This window comes from Candidatus Zixiibacteriota bacterium (assembly GCA_035380245.1).
Lineage (GTDB): Bacteria > Zixibacteria > MSB-5A5 > GN15 > FEB-12 > DAOSXA01.
This window is the reverse complement of sequence record DAOSXA010000001.1, coordinates 915,179-933,984: the sequence shown is the minus strand read 5'-3', so window position 1 is coordinate 933,984 and position 18,806 is coordinate 915,179. Positions and strand designations below refer to the sequence as shown.

Here is an 18,806-nt window from a genome sequence, read left to right as displayed (position 1 = left end):
CTCGGGTGGGAATTGGTGAGTTCCAAGGCCGGGATCCCCGCAATCCCACGGCATCGACTACTTCAGCAGGACCATCTTCTTCGTTCGGCAGAAATCTCCGGCGCGTAACCGATAGAAATAAATCCCGGTCGAGACTTCCTCGCCCGCATCGTTGCGACCGTTCCATGAAATCTCATGCCTTCCAGCCGATTGGAACTCTTCGACCAGCGTGATCACCTTTTGACCCAGAGCGTTAAATATCTCGACGACCACGTCGGATCGGCGCGGTATCTCGTACTCTATCGTCGTGACCGGATTGAACGGATTCGGGTAACAGTCGGACAGCTCATAACCGGGAATCGGGTCGTTCTGATCCGGGGATTCGACATCAAGCACGACATCGGTCACCAGCGTGATTCCCCATGCTCCCAGGGTACCGTCATTTCCGGACATGCTGTCACACACCATCAGAACCCAACTGCCGTTGGGATTCATTCCCGCGAAGGCGTTCAGGTTTTCTTGAGGCCGGAAGGTACCCGTATACGGAGCCTGACCGCCGTTTAGCATGGTCATAGCGGCATCGGCAAAGACCGTTCCCACGAAATTTCCTCCGGCCGCCTCCCCTTTGGCGACCAGGGTGACATCCACCTCGTCGTGCGACAGCATTACGGTAAGTTCATCCACAGCCGGGTGAATCAGAGTATCCAGAACGACTCTTAATCCCAGGAGACTGCGACCGATTAGATTGTCATCGCTGATCAGCAGGGTGTCAACCGCGGGGGCTAGATCGCTGACGGATAACTCCAGATAGGCGTCGTAGAAAGTGAAAGGATCAACGCTCGACTCAGGCTCGAATTTGACAAGATAAGCCGAGGTGACATCTCCGGACATAAGCCCGCCCACCGCATAGCCGTGGTCGGCCGTTTGAACGAGACCGTACGGCGTATGGCTGTTTTCCGGATCGCCCCAGAAAGCGGTCCAAACGGTGTCGCCGTTGCTGTTATACTTGATCAGAGCGGTTTTCCAATTGCCGTCGAGATACCACGACGCCGAAACCGCATAGCCGCCGTCGATCGTTTCAATACAACATCTCGCCTCATCATGATACGTGCCGCCCAACTGTGACGTCCAATCCACGTTGCCGATCGAATCGGTCTTGACAACGTAAATATCCTTGTGCACGGTCGTGGTGTTTCGGCGATACCCGCACATGAGATAACCGCCGTCGGAGGTGTGACAGATATGGTTGGCGGCCTCGTCGTACGGGTCCGCCGAACCGAACGGCAGCGACCAGGACTCGCCGCCGACCTGGTTCAGCTTGAGAAGATACATGTCGTAGTCATACTCTTCGTCAAAAGACTGCGTGTACCCGGTCAGGGCAAAACCCGAATCCGAAGTCACACATATCGAGGTGGGGTAATCGGCATCGGACCAGATCACATGATTCGGGGTTTCTAGTATGCCGACAGAATCCGTCTTCAGGAGCCAGATGTCCCAGCCTGTAGGGGAATCCCAATAATATCCCGCCACCATATAACCACCATCGATCGCCGGGGCGACGCACACACCGGTTTTACTTACACCGGTTCCCCCAAAAGTCGAACTCCATTCCGGATCACCGAGTTGATCGGTCTTGACCAGGTATACGTTGCTCATATACGAATACGGTTCGTCCTGATCGCGACTGCCGACCAGAACGAAACCACCGTCGGCGGTTGGGTACAAACAGGCGCCGCTTTCACCGCGACCGGACTCCCCGATCGCTTTTGTCCAGAGCGTGTCGCCGTTCGCATCCGTGCGCACGATAAGCATGTCCCTGTAGGACTCCCCCTCTGGATTGACATAACCGCCCAACACGAAGCCGCTGTCGGGCAGCTCGTACAACGACAGGGCCGCCGAACTCGACAGATAGGTATGAGACCACACGGCCTCCGGAGCCTGGGCGAACGAGGGCAGGGAAAACACAAAAATGACGGACAAAGCCGACAATAGAAAGGTAATGCGGTTTCTCATAGAAAACTCGTCGATTAGAGTTGATATAGGTTATGTTGAGATCAGAGGTTGCGGGTCCGCCACGTATGATAGACAATACATCCAATCCGCTATGTATAAAGTCCTAAATAAACCATAATTAGTCAAGCGGGATGTGTGTAGATTTTGCAGCAACAACAAGATGTTAAGACTTCACTTCGCGATCCCAAACCCCAGCCGAGCGGTAGAGCACTGAGTTCCGTAGCGCGGGATCCCCGTTATGTGGGCGGCAGACCTCCCGGTCTGCCCCTGTGTCCGCACCCTTTCTCCTCGCGACGATGCTCTACGTCGGCGCGTGACCATTGGACGCTCCGCGTCCTCTGTTGTTATGTTGCAGGATACCGTAGCGCAGGTCCGTCTTCGAACCTGCGCTTCTAAGCTACGTAGGTAGCTGTCAGGATTCTTAATACCGTGATACCAACACCATTCCGCTAGACGTCTCCCCTGCGAAAGGGACTGTTGAAAAAGTCATACGTCCGAACATTTAGTAAGACATACCTGTAATGCGGGCGACGCCCGCTACGCGAGGTTAGTGCCATCAACCGCAGCCGGGGGGCTTGTCTCCCCGGCTATGAGAAGTCGGTCTAGTTTTTTCAACAGGCCCCAAGCCTCAGGCCACCCGACATACTAATCACTCCGCTCGGATGAAGCGTGTAACATCATTTAGGACGTCAGTGAAACGGAAGATAAGAGTATCCCCGTTCAGCCCGAACGGCCATCGAGAAGTGTCAATCCTTTGACCGTTTTCTCCTGAGTCCGGATATACAAAACAAAGACGATGGTCGTCGGTATAATAGGTACCGCGGAACACGGTGTCTTGCATGAAAATGGCAAAATGTCTGTCGTATTGGAGACGAATGGAATCTATATTCGATCTGTGGATTTCAAACCGGGGAGAATGCACCCACGTTCCGTACAGACTGTCTCCCATCAAATTGCCAATGCCAATGATAATCGCAGACCAATACCTCTGCGAGTAGTCTCCTGTAGTTCATACGAGCTTTCATTCCTTGATCAGAGGGACCATCAACCCTTACTCACACCCCACTCTCGGCGCCGGGCCGGACGAGAACATATACGTCACCAGATAAACCAAATCGGTGATATCTCCTCGCTCCGCCGCGCACGTCGGGTAGGATGAACGCTACAACAACTTTCTGAACACATCCAAATCCAGCATGCATCTCGCGTGAAAACCATACCCGGCAAAACCAGCCACAAAGAACCGCAGGTCGAAACGGTCCGAACGGCCATACTTCAAAACCTCAGGGTCATTCAGGATGCTCGCGAGTTTAGAACTTCTGGGATTATGATTGGCCAGAACAAAGATCACCTCAGGTTTATCGTCTGGATCGAGGCTGACTTCGGTTTCTCTGGCGCTGTGCCTGAATCTGAGCAGTCCAAGCTGGTCCAGTTGGTCGAACTGGCACTTGGTTGTCTCGAGAACGGCAGCATATCGGTCACGGTCCGCGATGAGTTGATCCATGTCCTCGAGGTGCTTCTTCATCCCGGCTGTTCCGCCAAGAGCGCCGTCGCCGTACTTCACTTCAATTAACGCCGGTCGGCAATTGGCGCCGGTTCTTCGCTGAGTGGCAAGCCACCGCACGGCGAGCATGTCAAACCGGGCATGCAGCTCGGAATCGGCGAATTCGATATCGGAAATAAAATACTCACTGGCATTGGCGATATTGGAGAAGTTGTTCTCACGCGCAATCAACTGCTGAAACTCACGCTCTGATTTCTCGCTGCTTGAGAACCATATATCCATAACCTGTTTAATCTGCGGGAAAGAGCCGACCCAAGCGGCGACATCCGCCACGCTTTCGACAACCTCCGGCAGTTCAGGTAACGGAAAACCCGTTTGGTTATAGCTCGTGTTAAAATTACAACGATAGGATCCAGATTTATTCTCCTCGATTCTCATCAGATTTCCGCCGCGATAGTAGATATTTATATAATCGCTGCGAACAGCCAGCATAAGGGTGTGATCCTGCTTGACTCGCTCAAGAATCGCATGAAGCAGACCGTCATCGCTCGCAAGATCACTCAGGAATGAATCGGATAATTTTCTCATTTATATCTCCCACCACTCGCCGTCTTCGTGAAACTCAACGTTTGGAAACAAGCCCGGATAAAGGTCGGGCCGGAAAGTATGGATTGGCGTTACTTTTTCAGGTTTAATTGCCTCCACCAGCCGGTGAAGGTCTTCAGGATCGGCATGCCCGGACGTGTGCAGACTCTGTTTGTGAATGCTGTTTCTGCTCAGCCAGTCCGCGACCCGGTCGAACGAGCCGCGATTCCAATAACCCTCCCAAAGCGAATAGATATAACAAGCACCTTCAAGACAACCGCCCTTCTCAAGATCATCACGGTAAACCGGGCGAAACAACAACGTGAATTTGTTAAGGTTGTCTCGCAGTTGCTCAATAAAGATCCGGTTGATCGAATGTCTCTTGAGTAGCTCGAACCAGCCGTTCTCCTTAATTTTAATGCGTTGTTTATGAGGCACGAACAAGGCAACCTCCGGCCAGTGCGATTGCGGAACATTAGGATTGCGGGTGGCCTCAAGCACGGCGGCGGTGTAGAGGTCGATAAGTAGGCGCCTTCCGCTCCTTTTAGACGCGCGGAAAATCGACACGATACGGTCAATGTTCTGAGCCGAAGTATGAACCATTGCCAGACCCGGAGTGGCCTTGAATACCTCAACGAGTCGTGTTTCGATTTCTTTTTCGGTGAGAGCCGGAGAGCTGTTGTCCGACCGTCCCAGCGTTGTCCCTTCCAGCAACAACGCATCGACGTCGGCCGGGGGATTGCTGATAATATCGTTATATAATGTGGCTTTGCGTCCGTGACCTCGAAAATCGCCGCTGTAGAACAGCCGCTTTTCGTCGGCCTCGATCAACAGCGCATAGGCGTCATAAGCAGAATGGTCCATCAAGTAAGGTGTAACGCGAAAACTACCGATCTCGAGCATTTCACCCGATCGAAAATCCCAACCGCTGTTGGTGAGGTTGAATCCGGACGGCATCCACGGCGCGGCAGCAGCGAGGATATGACGTGCCGCAGCGCCCATTCCTACTGGAAGCTCGGGAGAGATGTGAGCCAACAGGCCGTAGTGGTCGATATGTGGATGCGAGATCAGGATTCCTTTAAGGCCCGGATCGTTGCCGTCGAGTCCCGCAATTGGGGGAAGATAAGCAATGGTGTTATCGTCAACATCCAGAGGCAGACCCAGATCAATTAGAAGTCGCTCTCCCCCGCTCTCAACTTCGACACAACTTCCCCCGATCTGATGGGAGCCCCGGTGAATACAAGCACGCAAAGAATCCTCTCCTGGATGAAAGGTGATTTTTCAAAGATATATGGACGTTTCAAAATGTCAACTAGGGAGCGGGTTTTCCCGCATGCCCCGCCTCGTCGTTAACCGAGTCGAGAAAGAGTCTTTTTGAGTAGTCTTCTTGAGTAAGTCAAAACTCGTGTAGTTTTGATCCCCATATCGAGCCGAAGGCTCGAATGTTAATGTAGAAACTTCGCTTCGCGAGCCACCTTCGGCGGGCAGGAGTTTCGACGAAGCTGTAACACGGGCGACAAAGGCCGCCCGCTACGCGAGGTTATGGCAGGTGGCCCACCCGTCCACGGGTGGGATAAGTAATGGGCGGCAGATCTCCCGGTCTGCCCCTGCGTCTGCACCCTTTCTACTCGCGGCGATGCTCTGCATCGGCGCGTGATCATTGGACGCTCCGCGTCCTCTGTCAGATTGTAGGCAACCTGGCCTCCAAAGACCTTTGTCGGGCAGAGACGCCCGACGACACCTTGCATCGAGCCCCCCTCCCCCCTCCCTCCAATCATAGGGTCAAATAAACGTCGATTGCGCTTGACGAGTCGAGATTTACGATTATATTTGTGGGCTATAATTTTTGGGAATAGAAAATGAAAAGAACGTTTCAACCTTCGAACCGAAAAAAACTCAACGATCACGGTTTTCGGAAGCGTATGTCCTCCCGTGGCGGCCGCGCCGTACTGGCTCGCCGTCGCTCCAAAGGACGCAAGCGTCTGACTTCGAGAGTTGGTAGAAAGAAATAAACTTCCCCGAAAGCTCAGCCTCAAAGGCCGAGCTCGGATCGCACGGCTGTTTCGGACAGGTCGGCGTCTGACCGGGGATTATTTCATTTGTATCTGGGAAAAGAGCGACCGGTTCCGCTATGGCTTGTTTATCCCGGCTCATGTCGGCAACGCGGTCGCCAGAAACCGGGTCAAAAGGCAATTGCGGGAGGCAGTCAGGCTCTGTCGACAGCGCCTGATCAGTCCTGTTTGCCTTGGCCTGATCCCCCGGAAAAACACTGGGAAAATTAGCTGTGAGCTCGTCAAAGCGGATGTCGACCGAATCATCGACCGCCTCAATTCAGCAACCGGCTAAAACCTCAATCTGGGCCTACCCCCTCATCCTATTAATCCAGATTTACCGGGCTACCCTCTCCCCTATCTACGGCGGAGCTTGTCGTTTTGTCCCTACCTGCTCCGAATACGCCGAACAAGCCCTTCGCAAATATGGAGCATATCGCGGGAGCATTATGGCTATCAAGCGTGTGCTCCGGTGCCACCCGTGGCACGCACCGGGATACGATCCGGTCGAGTAAATAATTCTGAATATCAAGGAATTGAGACAGTATCTCTATTTATAGATACCAGGCAGGCCCAAGCGGCCAGGAAATGAAGACTCAGGAAGTATAGGAACAGGAAGTTGGACAAAAAGACCCTCCCGCTGGTGATACTGCTGGTGATCGTAATCATCGCCTATTACCCGGCGCTACAGTATTTTGGCGTAATTCAGGAACCTGCCCCTAACACAGCCGATACGACTGCGGTTGCCGAACCTCCGGTCGATATGCAGGCGGACCAGGTCAAGCCCGCCCAGGAAACGTTAACTACCGAGCGACCCGTCAAAGACGGACAACCGCCGACAATGACCGAACCAGTTGACGCCATGACGTTTGACACGGTGGTCGTGCACACCAACAAATACGATATCGTTATGACCTCCTACGGCGGCGGTCCGGTCTCGATGATTCTCAAAGAGTACACTCTGCGCGACGGCAATCCGATCGACATGCAGGCCGGCTCCGACCGGGCCATGCCGGAAGCGACTTTCGCCCGGCAGACCTTCTCCACTTCGCAGATCAATTTCGAATGCAACTTCCCGCCCGGCGACTACCCGGCAACTTCGGGACCGCTTGAGGTAATCTACACTTATCGCAACGGTCAGGGCGGCGAGATCGTGCGCCGGTATACATTCCATCCCGACAGTTACAGCTATGATTTCGCCCTCGAGGTGATCGCGCCGGAGACGTTCGGGTTCGAGCGCCAATACCGACTCGAATGGAACAGCCCGCTTCAGGTTACCGAGCCGCAGGCGGATATGGATTACCAGGCCATGGAAGCGGTGGCGATGATGGGCGGCTCACGCGAGACACTCAATGATTTCGACGATGGTCGGATGAATCAGTCGCTCGACGGCACCACGACCTGGGCCGGGGTGCGGCAGAAGTATTTCGCGGCGGTGATGATTCCGCACAGCCGTGAGGCGGACGGCGTCGTGGCTCGCGGGATCAAGCAGAAGGTAGCTACACCGGACGGTAAGGTCGAGCGCCGTGAGATCACCATAGCGATGATTATGCCGTTTGCCTCGGTCGAAAGTGTCACCGACAGTTTTCAGGTGTTCGCGGGACCGCTCGATTATACCCTCATGTCGGGCTACAATGTCGATCTTGAAGACATGCTCGGTATCGGTACGACACCACTCGTCGGCTGGCTGATCAAGCCGTTCGCAATCGGTGTAATCTGGCTGTTGCCGCGCATGTATGATTTCCTTCCGAACTATGGCCTGGTAATCATTATCTTCGCGTTGCTGGTCAAGATCGTAACCATGCCGCTTTCGGCCAAATCGTTCCGTTCGATGCAGGCAATGCGAGACATACAGCCCAAACTCGAAGAGCTCAAGGTCAAGCACAAGAAAAACCCGCAAGCGCTTCAGCAGGAAACGATGGCGCTCTATCGCAAACACGGAGTGAACCCGGTTTCCGGCTGCCTGCCGATGTTGCCGCAGATGCCGCTGTTTTTTGCGATGTTCTCGGTGTTTCGCTCGACTATTTTGCTCCGCGATGCTCCCTTCATTTGGTTTATTGACGACCTCTCGCGCGGAGCACAGAGTTTTACCGATCCGTACATAATCCTGGTCGTGTTTATGATAATCGCGCAGTATTTATCACAGAAATTGACCATGCCGACCGGCGGTAATCAGCAAAACAAGATGCTAACTTACATGATGCCGCTGGTCATGGGCTTCATTTTCTACAAATTTTCGGCCGGATTAGTCCTGTACTGGGCTTGTTTCTCGATATTCTCGCTGCTTGACTACGTGGTGTTCAAACGCAAGGCGATCAAGAATCCGGAGGTCCAGTCAGCCGGATGAGCGATAAAAAAAAAGTATCGCCGGACCTGATCAGTCCGATACCATTGTAGCCCCGATTACTCCCCCCGGCGCAGGTGGCATTGCCGCTCTGCGCCTGGCCGGGCCGAACAGCCGTGAGATGCTCCGCAAGCATTTCCAGCCCTCCCGAAACACTTCATCCCAGCCTAAACCATTCCTGATGCGCTATGGGCGCTTTCTGGGAGCATCCAAGGAACCGATTGATCAGGTACTCGCAGTCTTCATGCCGGCTGGAAGATCCTACACCGGCCTGGATCAAGTAGAGATATTCTGTCATGGCGGCGACCAGGTGCTCCGGAGACTCCTTGAGGAGCTGATCCACTCAGGCGCCAGAGCCGCCGATCCCGGTGAATTTACCCGACTGGCTTTCGAAAACGGTCGGATAAACCTCAGTGAAGCCGAAGCTGTGGCTGAAATCGTGGCTGCCAACACCGAGCAATCATACCGCGTTGCTCGGGAGCACCTGATTGGGGCTTACACGGAGCACGTAACTATGCTCCGCAATCAACTTACGGAAATTATGGCCGAAACGGAGGCTTCGGTAGATTATCCCGAAGAAGATATCGACCTGGAACAAAAAGACCAGATGCTCCGCCTGTTGGACCGGCTTACTCAACAAACCAGGGAACTGGCAGATACTTATCGTGGTGGTCGGATTATCCGCGAAGGTTTCACAATTGCGATCGCCGGGCGCCCCAATGCCGGGAAATCATCGCTGTTTAACCTGCTGCTGAAGCAGGAGCGGGCACTGGTAGCGCCGACCGCCGGGACAACCCGGGATTATCTGAGTGAGTGGATTGATCTCGGCGGGTATGCTGTCAGGCTGATTGACACGGCCGGTATCCGTAGCGGCGGGGGGCAGATTGAAAAGGCCGGACAGGCACAGGCAAAGCGGTTAATGGAAGAAGCTGACCTGGTGTTATGGTTGGCCGATGTCTCAGCGAAAGGCTGGCAGGCACATCTCAAGAAAGATAAAATAGACCTGAATAAGCAGGTGATAATCTGTCTTTACAACAAGATAGATATATTAGAAAAACCAACTGAAGCGCAATATGCAGACAACTCGGACCAATCAATAGCGATTAGCTGTGTGACCGAGGTGGGTATTGCGGAATTGAAAGAAGTAATCCTGGAGCGTATCCGAGCCAACCAACCGGACCTGACTTCGGGCCTGGTGGTGACTTCGGCGCGGCATCACCAGAAGCTGGAGCGAGCGAGCGAGCGACTGGCCGAAGCCCGCAGTTTGCTGGAACTGGACGAATCGCCGGAAATTATTTCACTGGAGCTGCGTGGCGCTGCCGATCAGCTTGATGAAATCACCGGCCGGATATATACTGAAGATATCCTGGAGCAGATATTTGCCAAGTTCTGCGTGGGTAAATGAGTTTCACGTGAAACCGGTGTTGGGTAGGTCAGGTTCCTTGGAACCTGACACGGACAAAGGCAGTAGGGCAGGTCTCAGGGAGACCTGCCGTGAAACCGACGACTGAAGCAAAGGATTGGCGGGATCTCATGGATCCCGCTACGAGAGATTGATTGAAACGTACTAACGGTATGCGAAACCCTGAATTTGATCTGATTGTCGTGGGCGGCGGACATGCCGGGGTGGAGGCGGCTCTGGTGGCGGCGAGGATGGGCAAAACTGCAGCCCTCGTCACTATGGACCGCACCAAACTGGCCCTGATGTCCTGCAATCCAGCCGTGGGCGGAATCGGCAAGTCTCATATTGTCAAAGAGATAGATGCTATGGGCGGGGTCATGGGACTGGCCGCCGATGCTTCCGGAATCCAATTCCGACGACTCAACCTTTCACGCGGTCCCGCCGTCTGGTCGACCCGGGTGCAGTCTGACCGGGATGGTTATCGGCAGTTTATCTGCGACTATGTCGAGGCTCAGACACGAGTTGAGGTAATTGAGGGAATCGCCGACCGGATCGTGGTCGAAAACGGCCATGTGGTCGGAGTCGTGACCGAAGCGGGAGAATCACTCAGTTCCCGGACAGTGCTGCTCGCAACCGGCACTTTTCTGGGCGGGATGATCCACATTGGGGAAAAGCAGATCCGGGCGGGCCGGATCGGCGAACCGGCCGCTGTCGGCATGACCGAATCGCTGATTGAGCACGGTTTCGAGGTTGGGCGTCTTAAGACCGGCACACCACCGCGCCTGGACGGCGATACGATCGATTTCGAGCGCTGCACGGTCCAGCCGGGAGATAACCCGATCCCATGGTTCTCACCGAAAACTATTCCTCGGGAACTCAAGCAAGCTGTCTGTCACCTCACTTATACCACCGATAAAACCAGGGATATCGTTACCTCCCAGTCACATCGTTCACCTATCTTCTCCGGACAAATCCACTCCCGCGGTCCGCGTTATTGTCCCTCGATTGAGGATAAATTCGTGCGCTTTGCCGACAAAGACCGGCACCAGATATTCCTTGAGCCGGAAGGAAACGGCACCAATGAAATTTACCCGAACGGCTTTTCAACCGCCTTACCGGAGGAAGTTCAATACGCGGGAGTCAGGACGATCACCGGACTGGAGAACGTGAAAATCACCCGTCCGGGGTACGCAATCGAATACGATTACTGCCCAACTTATCAGATAAAGCCCTCACTGGAGACCCGACGGATCGCCGGACTCTTTTTCGCCGGCCAGATCAACGGGACTTCAGGGTACGAAGAGGCAGCCGGGCAGGGACTTATGGCGGGGATCAACGCAGTCCGACATATCGACCGTGAGCCTGCCGTAATTATCAACCGCTCTACTGCTTATATCGGTGTTATGATCGATGATCTGTGCACTCGCTCCACCACGGAGCCTTACCGGATGTTCACCTCACGGGCGGAGTATCGCCTGACGTTGCGTGAGGACAACGCCCGCGACCGACTCAATGACCTGGCGCGGGAGTTGAGATTGATTCCGGAGGAGGAATATCGAGGTTTTCAATTACTCCAGGCCGAGACGAATCGGGCGGCGAAGCATTTTACCGGGGTGCGGGTGCCTATTGCTGAGTTGGGAACGCTTGGCGAGCGTTTTCAGAAAGCGGAATCGACCAGCCTGGAGAATCTGATGCGTCAGCCGAATCTTTCACTGGAGCAAGCGTTGGAACTGGTGGGCCGCTTCGACGGCAGCAGTGATGTTTCACGTGAAGCGCTTGAACGGGCGATTATCTCCTTGCGTTATTCCGGCTATATCGATAAACAGCAGCGGGAGATCGAACGGTTTCGCAAGTTGGAGGCAGAGACGATCCCGGAAGATTTTTCCTACGACGGGATCAGGGGACTGAAGCAGGAAGCACTCGAGAAATTTATCAAGTTCCGACCCGGGTCGCTGGGCCAGGCGGGCCGGATCGAGGGAGTATCTCCGGGAGATATTGCCGTCCTGGCCGTACATGTAAAGCGGCGCAGGGGAGTAAGCAAATGAGCGAGACGGCTGTTTTCGAGACAACTACCGAGGCGCTGATTGCCGAATACCTTCCCGATGGTGCGGCCGAGGCATACCTTGATGCCCTCCTTGAGGAAAACGAGCGGGTCAATCTGGTTTCACGTGAAACATCGAAGGAAGATCTTCGCCGTTTGATCGCCGAATCGCTTTTACCGCTACACTTCATTGAAACTGTCCCCCGGAGCTATCTCGATATCGGCTCCGGTGGCGGTTTTCCCGCGATTCCGCTGATGCAGGCCCTAATTAGGCAGGGAACCGCACCGGAAGCAATCCTGATGGAACCACGCCAGAAAAAATCGGCGGCGCTGCGAAGAATCTGCCTGAGCCTCGGATTGAAACCGGATATACTCAAAGAGCAGTTTCCGGAAAAAGTTCCCCTGAGGAAGTTCGATCTCATCACAGTGCGCCTTGTTAAAATAACACCGATATTACTCAAAGCAGCCCTGAAAAGTCTTTCAGCAAAGGGCGAATTTGCTTATTTCGGTCACCTCGACAATAATCTGACCATCCCTGAAACCGCTTGTAAATACATCGCTTACCGCCTCGACAAGAGCGCTTCCGTTAAAGCCATCTCACTTATTTCCAAAAACTGATCGAACCCGCCACTTTTTGCTTGTGTGGGTCAAGCGCGACCGCTAAAATCCAATCAGAAAATCAATTCTGGCCTATAAACAAGGAGTGTTGATTGGGCAAAATCATAGCTATTGCCAATCAGAAAGGCGGGGTAGGAAAAACCACCACCGCCGTCAATCTTGCCTCCTGCCTGGCCGCCGCCGAACGTAAAACTTGCCTGGTCGATATGGATCCCCAGGCCAACTCGACCTCTGGAGTCGGTTTCGACAAATCCGAAATCGAATACTCGGTTTATGATGTCCTGGTGGGGAATAAATCCGCCCGCGAGGTGATCCTCACCACCGAATTGCAGTACCTGAACGTCATTCCTTCCTCGATCTCCCTGGTCGGAGCCGAGGTGGAACTGGTGACGATGATGTCGCGCGAACAACGGCTTAAAACCGCCCTGTCGCAGATTGTGGATGATTATACCTACATTGTCATCGACTGCCCGCCCTCGCTCGGTCTTCTGACGGTCAACACCCTGACCGCGGCCGACTCGGTCATTATTCCGATCCAGTGCGAATACTACGCCCTCGAAGGATTAGGGCAGCTCATGAACACGATCAAGCTGGTGCGCGAACATCTCAATCCGAGTCTCGAAATCGACGGGGTGCTGTTGACCATGTTCGACGGTCGGTTGAATCTCTCCAAGCAGGTCAGCGAGGAAGTCCGCAAGTATTTCGACAACAAGGTTTACAATACGGTCATCAGTCGCAACGTGCGTCTTTCGGAGGCGCCCTCGTTCGGCAAGCCGATCATCCTTTACGACATCCTGAGCTCCGGCGCCGAAAACTACATGGCCCTGACCAAGGAGGTAATGTCGCAATGAGCAAAATCGTTTTGGGCAAGGGCCTTCAGGCGCTGATCCCCGGCGAATCGACCGAGGAAACGAAGGAACGCCGGTTCCGTTCGGTGCCGCTCGACCGGATCAGTCCCAATCCGTTGCAACCGCGCCGGACATTCGACCAAGCCGCCCTGGCCGAACTGGCCGAGTCGTTCCGTCGCAACGGCGTCATGCAGCCGCTGGTTCTTAGGCAAGATGGGTCCAGTTTTACAATTATTGCCGGAGAGCGCCGGTTCCGCGCCGCCCGCCTGGCCGGGATGAACGAGGTCCCCGCCGTATTGATGGAGGATGTCGACGACGGCCGCATGCTCGAGTTGGCCCTGATAGAAAACCTCCAGCGTGAGGATCTGAATCCGCTCGAAACGGCCGAGGCCTATCGCCTGCTGCTCGACAAGATCGGCCTGACTCAGGCGCAGCTCGGCGAGCGAGTCGGCAAGAGTCGCGCCGCCGTAACCAACGTACTGCGGTTGTTGACGCTGCCGGCGAAGATCAAGGAGATGATTCGCGAAGGCAAACTCTCCGAGGGACATGCCCGTGCGATCCTGGCGCTTGACGATGAAACCGAAATGCTGAGTCTCGCGGACAGGATTATCGAGGGCGCCATGTCGGTGCGCGAAACCGAACGACGGACGCGCAAGCCGAAAGGCCGCAAACTGATTCCGAAGCGGCGTCTTCCCGCTATCGCCGAAGCGGAATCGATGGTGCGTCAGAAGCTCGGCACGGCGGTCAGGATCAATCACACCCTGAAGGGGGGCAGGATCGAGATCGAGTATTACAGCGACGACGACTTGACGCGTTTGCTGGAGTTGTTTCAGAAGATTGAAGTCTAGCCGATAATATATAATTGTAGACGATTACCCGTCGTCATCGCATGCCGCGTTGAAAAAACACACAACATGCGAACGGCAGTATAAAAAGTATGCGAACGAGTAAATACGTAACGATAATGATTATTCCCGACGGCACCGGGGCGCGCCGCGAGTTCCGCATGCGGAGCTGGTTGCTGCGTACACTGCTGCTGCTGCTCGGAGCGATTATTATCGGCATCGTGTTGTTCGCGGCTTTTTACGGACAGGTGCTGGAACGCGCGGCGATCACCGAGCGGGTACAGGCTGAAAACGAAAGGCTTCAGCGTTATCAATACAAGGTGCAATTGCTCGAAATGAATCTTCAGCAGGCGCGCGAGATTGTCGGTCGCCTGACCGAGCTGGCCGGAATTGAATACGTTTTCCCGCCGATGCCGAGCGACTCGGCCATTCTCGGGGACAACGAACCGAATCCGGTGGTGATGGCTCGTCCGCCCGATGCGGATTTCAATTATCCGCACGGCCTTCCGCTCAACGGCACGATCTCGCAGCAATTCCAGATCAAAGATCCCGAGCGGTATCATCCGGGAGTCGATATCGCCTGCCGTATCGGCACGCCGGTGTTGTCGACCGCCAACGGCACGGTTACTTCGGCCGACTATGATTCCGTTTACGGCAACGTGTTGATCGTGCAGAACTCCGATACGATCGAGACATTGTACGGTCACAACGATACCATCCTGGTCCATCCGGGGCAGGAGGTACTGGCCGGGAGCCGGGTGGCTTTGTCCGGCAACACGGGGATCTCGACCGCACCGCATTTACATTATGAAGTGAGATTAAAAGGTGAACCTATAAATCCTTTGGAAAGCAGTTATGATCAAGAAAGGTAGCAACGGCGAAGGAGGCGGCCTGACCAACACGATCATCGGCCGCGACACCGTCATTACCGGCACGCTTGAAATCAAGGGAGCGCTGCGAGTCGACGGTGAGGTAAAAGGAAAAATCAACTGCAACGACTGCGTGACGATCGGCACGACCGGTCGAGTCGAAGCACAGATTGAGGCTGAATCGGCCATCATCGCCGGGAAAATGATCGGTGATGTGGTTACTTCGGAGAAAATTGAACTCCAGGCGAACTGCGAAATGGACGGCGACCTCCGTACCAAGTCACTCATAATCGAAGAAGGCGCTGTGTTTTGCGGCGGTTGCAGTATGAAAGATGCCGCCCCGAACCTCGGTTTTCTGACTCCGGAGCCGATGATGGAGGAAGAACCGGCGAGCACCGAAGAGGACTGAAATAAACACCATGTGAATTGTGTGGAAAATAGGCGAAAAATGTGGACATCCTTGCAATAAATTGTCTTTCAATAAGATACCTTGAGCTTCCATCGCCCGCAAAGGCAGCCTTTTCCACACCTCATGATTCACTGTTAAGTTACTGTTAGGTTATTCGTTAGAGCGCTTTGGTCAAGTAGTACATTATTTCCGGTTGCCGCTAAACGGTTGGTGTGATAGAAGTTAACGAGTAAGTTCAGGGATATTGCCGGGCGGATCTATTGGACCGGATATAATCTCTAACCGAAGATGCGGAAAAGCTCACCTGACCGGTCTGGAGTTTTCGTCCCGAACGTCGTTGTGATTGTATAAGTCGATACATGAAAACAACATATTGTGACTGCTGAACCTGGAGGAATTGATGTCCGCCGCTGAATCCGGATCCGATATTGCCGCTGTCGAGAGACTCAATAAAAGTTACGCCGAGATAAAAGCCGAGATAGGCAAGGTTATTATTGGTCAGGACGCCGTAATCGAACAGCTCCTGATCTCCCTGCTTTCCAACGGCCATTGCCTGCTGGTCGGCGTTCCCGGCCTGGCCAAGACATTGCTGATTTCCACCCTCGCTCAGGTGCTCGACCTGAAATTCAACCGGATTCAGTTCACACCGGATCTGATGCCTTCCGATATCACCGGTACGGATATTATCGATGACGACCGGGCCACCGGCAAACGTCAGTTCCGTTTTGTCAAAGGCCCCGTGTTCGCCAACATTATCCTGGCCGATGAAATCAACCGCACGCCGCCGAAAACGCAGGCGGCTTTGTTGCAGGCGATGCAGGAGCACGAAGTAACCGCGAGCGGCGAGACCTACAAACTGGACGAGCCGTTTTTCGTGCTCGCGACGCAGAACCCGATCGAGCAGGAGGGGACCTACCCATTGCCGGAAGCGCAGCTTGACCGGTTCATGTTTAACGTTTTCGTGGATTACCCTTCCGACGCCGAGGAAGCACGAATCGTCAAGTCAACTACGACTATACTCAATTACCAACTCAACAAAGTGTTGACACCGACCGAGATCGGTGCTTACCAGCAGCTGGTGCGTAAGGTGCCGGTGTCGGATCATCTGGTGCAATACGCCGTCAGTCTCGTTCGGGCAACCCGCCCAGGCGAACCGAACGCTCCTGATTTCGTGAAGAACTGGGTCAACTGGGGAGCCGGACCGCGTGCCTCACAGTATTTGATCCTGGCCGCCAAGACCCGCGCGATTCTCGACGGCCGCCCGACTCCCGGCCCGGAGGATGTCCGCTTTGCCGCCTATCCGGTGCTGCGGCACCGCATCGTCACCTCGTTCAACGCCGAGGCGGACGGGGTTGACACGCTCGAGATTATCAAGCGACTCCTTGAGCAGATCAAAGAGCCGAAGGGATAACGGCCGGAACGAGCAGACGTTTGCACAAACCGGACATAGGTAACCGTGCCCCACCCCTTGGGTGGGAAAAAGGTTTCACAAGGTACTATGAACAAGGTCAGCCCCTGCGCTTGCGGGGGCTTTTTTGGTTTGTCGAAAATTACATTTTCTTCGTAGGTCAGGACCCTCGCGGTCCTGACGCTGAAGTTACTCGTAAGACCAAATCACTGTGATTTCGACGATATCAATCCTTCCAAGCATCCAGTAGAGCAGATCTTTCCGAGACCTGCCATCAATTGGCAATAACGCTCCGGAACCGGCCGGGATCGCGGGGATCCCGGCCTGCGCACCGCACGCTAGTCAAGCGCAGGATGTCGGGACCAAGGGTCCCGACCTTACAATTCCCGTCATTGCAATAAACCTTGATAGCCGCGCCCGGTACGCCTACCTTGTGACATCGTTTGACTTGTTCGCGGTCAAACCAGCAGGAATTAATAATCTAGATTACGAGCGCCGGGAGTTTGATGGTTTGAATCCAATTGCTACTCTCAAGAAATTGAAGGATACCAACAAAGCACTAATCTTCATTGCGGCTGTCGTCGGTCTTTCGCGTCTGCCGTTTCTGACACCCGGTTACGGCAATGACCCCGACGCCTGGCGGGTTGCGAATGCCGCCAGGACTATCCTGGACACAAGCAGTTATGTCTACTCACGTCCTCCCGGTTTTCCTCTGCACGAGATTATCTCCGCGTTTCTCATTCCCGGCGGGCCGTGGCTCATGAACGGCGCAAGTATGATAATGAGTGTCGCCGCGGTGGTCTTTTTTATTCTCTCGCTCCGCCTCATGAAGGTAAGAAACGCGGAACTCGCTGGTTTGGCGCTCGCTTTCACGCCTATTGTCTATGTGGCCGGCACAATTACGATGGACTACATCTGGGCGCTGGCGTTCATCATGCTGAGCCTTTACCTGTTTCTCAAGGGGCGTTTGATATGGAGTGGAATAGCGCTCGGAGCGGCTGTTGGTTGTCGCATTACCTCGGGAGCTATGGTTCTGCCGTTCTTGATCATCCTTAGCCTTACCTGGCGCAAAGTTTCTTTGCGAACCGTTTTCATCCAGTTAATGTGCTATCTGATTCCCGTACTTGCAACCTCCGCAATTTTATATCTGCCCGTTTACATGAAATACGGCAAGGCCTTCTTCACTTTCTACGATGTCTCGGGCACACCGATGGTGGACGTCCTCAGTAAGTTGACGTTCGGTGTCTGGGGTTATTTCGGCGCCGTTGCGCTTGGCCTCATTTTAGTGGCGGCAGCGTTTTTCCCCGGCGCCGTTGTAACGGACGACCAACACGACAGGTCATGGCGCCGTTTTCTTCGGCCGTCGATCGTGGCAATCGTCCTGTACGTCGTAGCTTTCCTTCGCCTCCCCTGTGAACCGTCCTATCTGATTCCACTCGTGCCGTTCGCGATATTGATCCTGGCCGGAAGTTTGCATCGAAGAGTCATGATCGCTATATGCGTGATCCTGGCGTTTACCTGCTTTTTTGACTTGAAAGAATCCGGCGCGTCGATGCAAATATCACAGGGACAGATCTTGTCTCTGCGCGACAAACGCATCAGAAGCGATCGCTTCGTACATAACCTGATCGAGCAGGGTGAATCGCTCCCCGGGAAAGCAGCGGTCTGCATCGCCTGGTGGGAGCCGTACGTAAGAATGTTGCGACGTAACGACGATAACGACAGCCTCAAATTCATCTACTACCTCGATCAAAATCAGGTTGATATCCTATCGGCCGAAGGATATCGTTTCTATCATTTGCCTGAAGTGGAGAAGTACAACCTGGACAATCAGCATTTCGATCTCACGGAAGTCAGCACGCCGTTGCATGTTATTTTTTGATCGTTCGA

Annotated in this window: 15 protein-coding genes; 12 read left to right on the top strand and 3 right to left on the bottom strand. The window is 54.2% G+C overall.

What is annotated here, in order from left to right; genetic code table 11:
- Positions 1–57: 57 nt before the first annotated feature.
- From PLF13_03595 to PLF13_03585, 3 genes are all read right to left on the bottom strand, one after another.
- Positions 58–1,992 carry a T9SS type A sorting domain-containing protein gene (locus PLF13_03595; GenBank protein HOP06355.1) on the bottom strand — a complete coding sequence of 645 codons (1,935 nt, stop codon included), beginning with the start codon at positions 1,990–1,992 and terminating at the stop codon, positions 58–60.
- Positions 1,993–3,154: 1,162 nt separating this feature from the next.
- Positions 3,155–4,084 carry a hypothetical protein gene (locus PLF13_03590; GenBank protein ID HOP06354.1) on the bottom strand — a complete coding sequence of 310 codons (930 nt, stop codon included), beginning with the start codon at positions 4,082–4,084 and terminating at the stop codon, positions 3,155–3,157.
- Positions 4,085–5,332: an MBL fold metallo-hydrolase gene (locus tag PLF13_03585; GenBank protein ID HOP06353.1), complete on the bottom strand. Its 1,248-nt coding sequence runs from the start codon at positions 5,330–5,332 to the stop codon at positions 4,085–4,087.
- A gap of 608 nt (positions 5,333–5,940) precedes the next feature.
- On the opposite strand from PLF13_03585, the gene rpmH reads away from it, so the two are divergent.
- The 12 genes from rpmH to PLF13_03525 all read left to right on the top strand — a co-directional run bounded on the left by rpmH (position 5,941) and on the right by PLF13_03525 (position 18,798).
- Positions 5,941–6,093 carry a 50S ribosomal protein L34 gene (gene rpmH, locus PLF13_03580; GenBank protein ID HOP06352.1) on the top strand — a complete coding sequence of 51 codons (153 nt, stop codon included), beginning with the start codon at positions 5,941–5,943 and terminating at the stop codon, positions 6,091–6,093.
- Positions 6,094–6,383: 290 nt separating this feature from the next.
- Positions 6,384–6,647, top strand: coding sequence for a membrane protein insertion efficiency factor YidD (yidD, locus tag PLF13_03575; protein ID HOP06351.1), 264 nt, complete (start codon positions 6,384–6,386; stop codon positions 6,645–6,647).
- Positions 6,648–6,751: 104 nt separating this feature from the next.
- Positions 6,752–8,479 carry a membrane protein insertase YidC gene (gene yidC, locus PLF13_03570; protein ID HOP06350.1) on the top strand — a complete coding sequence of 576 codons (1,728 nt, stop codon included), beginning with the start codon at positions 6,752–6,754 and terminating at the stop codon, positions 8,477–8,479.
- 43 nt (positions 8,480–8,522) lie between these two features.
- On the top strand, positions 8,523–9,881 hold the full coding sequence (gene mnmE / locus PLF13_03565) for a tRNA uridine-5-carboxymethylaminomethyl(34) synthesis GTPase MnmE (GenBank protein HOP06349.1): 1,359 nt from the start codon (positions 8,523–8,525) through the stop codon (positions 9,879–9,881).
- A gap of 170 nt (positions 9,882–10,051) precedes the next feature.
- Positions 10,052–11,923 (top strand): tRNA uridine-5-carboxymethylaminomethyl(34) synthesis enzyme MnmG, encoded by a 1,872-nt coding sequence (gene mnmG / locus PLF13_03560; protein ID HOP06348.1) that lies wholly within the window; start codon positions 10,052–10,054, stop codon positions 11,921–11,923.
- Complete coding sequence (locus tag PLF13_03555; GenBank protein ID HOP06347.1) at positions 11,920–12,537, top strand: class I SAM-dependent methyltransferase; 618 nt, start codon at positions 11,920–11,922, stop codon at positions 12,535–12,537. Before mnmG ends, PLF13_03555 begins: the two co-directional genes overlap by 4 nt.
- A gap of 92 nt (positions 12,538–12,629) precedes the next feature.
- Positions 12,630–13,388: an AAA family ATPase gene (locus PLF13_03550; GenBank protein ID HOP06346.1), complete on the top strand. Its 759-nt coding sequence runs from the start codon at positions 12,630–12,632 to the stop codon at positions 13,386–13,388.
- The gene (locus PLF13_03545; protein HOP06345.1) at positions 13,385–14,233 is read left to right on the top strand and encodes a ParB/RepB/Spo0J family partition protein; all 849 of its coding nucleotides are present in this window, start codon (positions 13,385–13,387) and stop codon (positions 14,231–14,233) included. The genes PLF13_03550 and PLF13_03545 overlap by 4 nt, the downstream gene beginning before the upstream one ends.
- Positions 14,234–14,322: 89 nt before the next feature.
- On the top strand, positions 14,323–15,102 hold the full coding sequence (locus tag PLF13_03540) for a M23 family metallopeptidase (protein HOP06344.1): 780 nt from the start codon (positions 14,323–14,325) through the stop codon (positions 15,100–15,102).
- Positions 15,086–15,508: a polymer-forming cytoskeletal protein gene (locus PLF13_03535; protein ID HOP06343.1), complete on the top strand. Its 423-nt coding sequence runs from the start codon at positions 15,086–15,088 to the stop codon at positions 15,506–15,508. Before PLF13_03540 ends, PLF13_03535 begins: the two co-directional genes overlap by 17 nt.
- A gap of 400 nt (positions 15,509–15,908) precedes the next feature.
- Positions 15,909–16,919, top strand: a complete 1,011-nt coding sequence (locus PLF13_03530; GenBank protein HOP06342.1) for a MoxR family ATPase — start codon at positions 15,909–15,911, stop codon at positions 16,917–16,919.
- A gap of 508 nt (positions 16,920–17,427) precedes the next feature.
- The gene (locus PLF13_03525) at positions 17,428–18,798 is read left to right on the top strand and encodes a hypothetical protein (GenBank protein ID HOP06341.1); all 1,371 of its coding nucleotides are present in this window, start codon (positions 17,428–17,430) and stop codon (positions 18,796–18,798) included.
- The last annotated feature ends 8 nt before the right edge of the window (positions 18,799–18,806 follow it).